Source organism: Vibrio sp. 1401, from assembly GCF_033340295.1.
In genome coordinates this window covers 1-645 of record NZ_JAWOWF010000463.1, presented here as the reverse complement: position 1 = coordinate 645, position 645 = coordinate 1, and the positions used below count along the sequence as shown (strand labels likewise).

General features: G+C 45.4%; 1 pseudogene. It reads left to right on the top strand.

The features are described from left to right. Nucleotides 1-26 precede the first annotated feature (26 nt). Nucleotides 27-645: pseudogene (locus R7Z77_RS26245) on the top strand (diguanylate phosphodiesterase); the annotation flags it as partial.

Sequence of the window (645 nt, the reverse complement as noted above, 5' to 3'; positions counted from 1 at the left end):
ACACAAACGGAAGTCGAAGAACCATAATGAAATTAAGCAATCGAGTTATCTTGCTTGTCGCACCCGTGATCATTTTGAGTGCGCTGGTATCGAGTTACATCATCTATAGCATTCAAAAAGTAACACTCATCCAGCGCGAAGATAGCTACATACAACTTCAGATGGAAAAGCTGGCGGGGCAATTTCGACAAGCCAATAGTTTTCTTAACAGCTATGCGTACACGCTGAGTAAAAGTGATGTGCTGCAGGAGTAGTTTATCAATCACGACAATCCCTACCGTGAGCGAGTGCTTTTTAGCCGCTTGGATGAAACCGCTGATGTCCTGAGTCATGGCTATAAAGGGGATGCGAGCATGGCGATCCTCGACGGCAAGCAAAATCTGCTTTATTACACCGAAAACCAATATTATGAATCGTCCGGCGTTGTTGACCCAAAGGTGCTGGAGTACATAGCAACCAGCTTCGCGGCTCGTGGTGAATACAGTCACACAGGGTTCATTTATAACTCCAGTGGCCAAAGCATCTTGTTGCGATACGAACTCATTGATAAACGAACGGGCGCACCGCCAGTTAGCTTCGATCCTAGCAACGTATTTTTTGTTGTCGTGTCCGTATCTTTAGAAGTGTTTAACGACATCAAACACG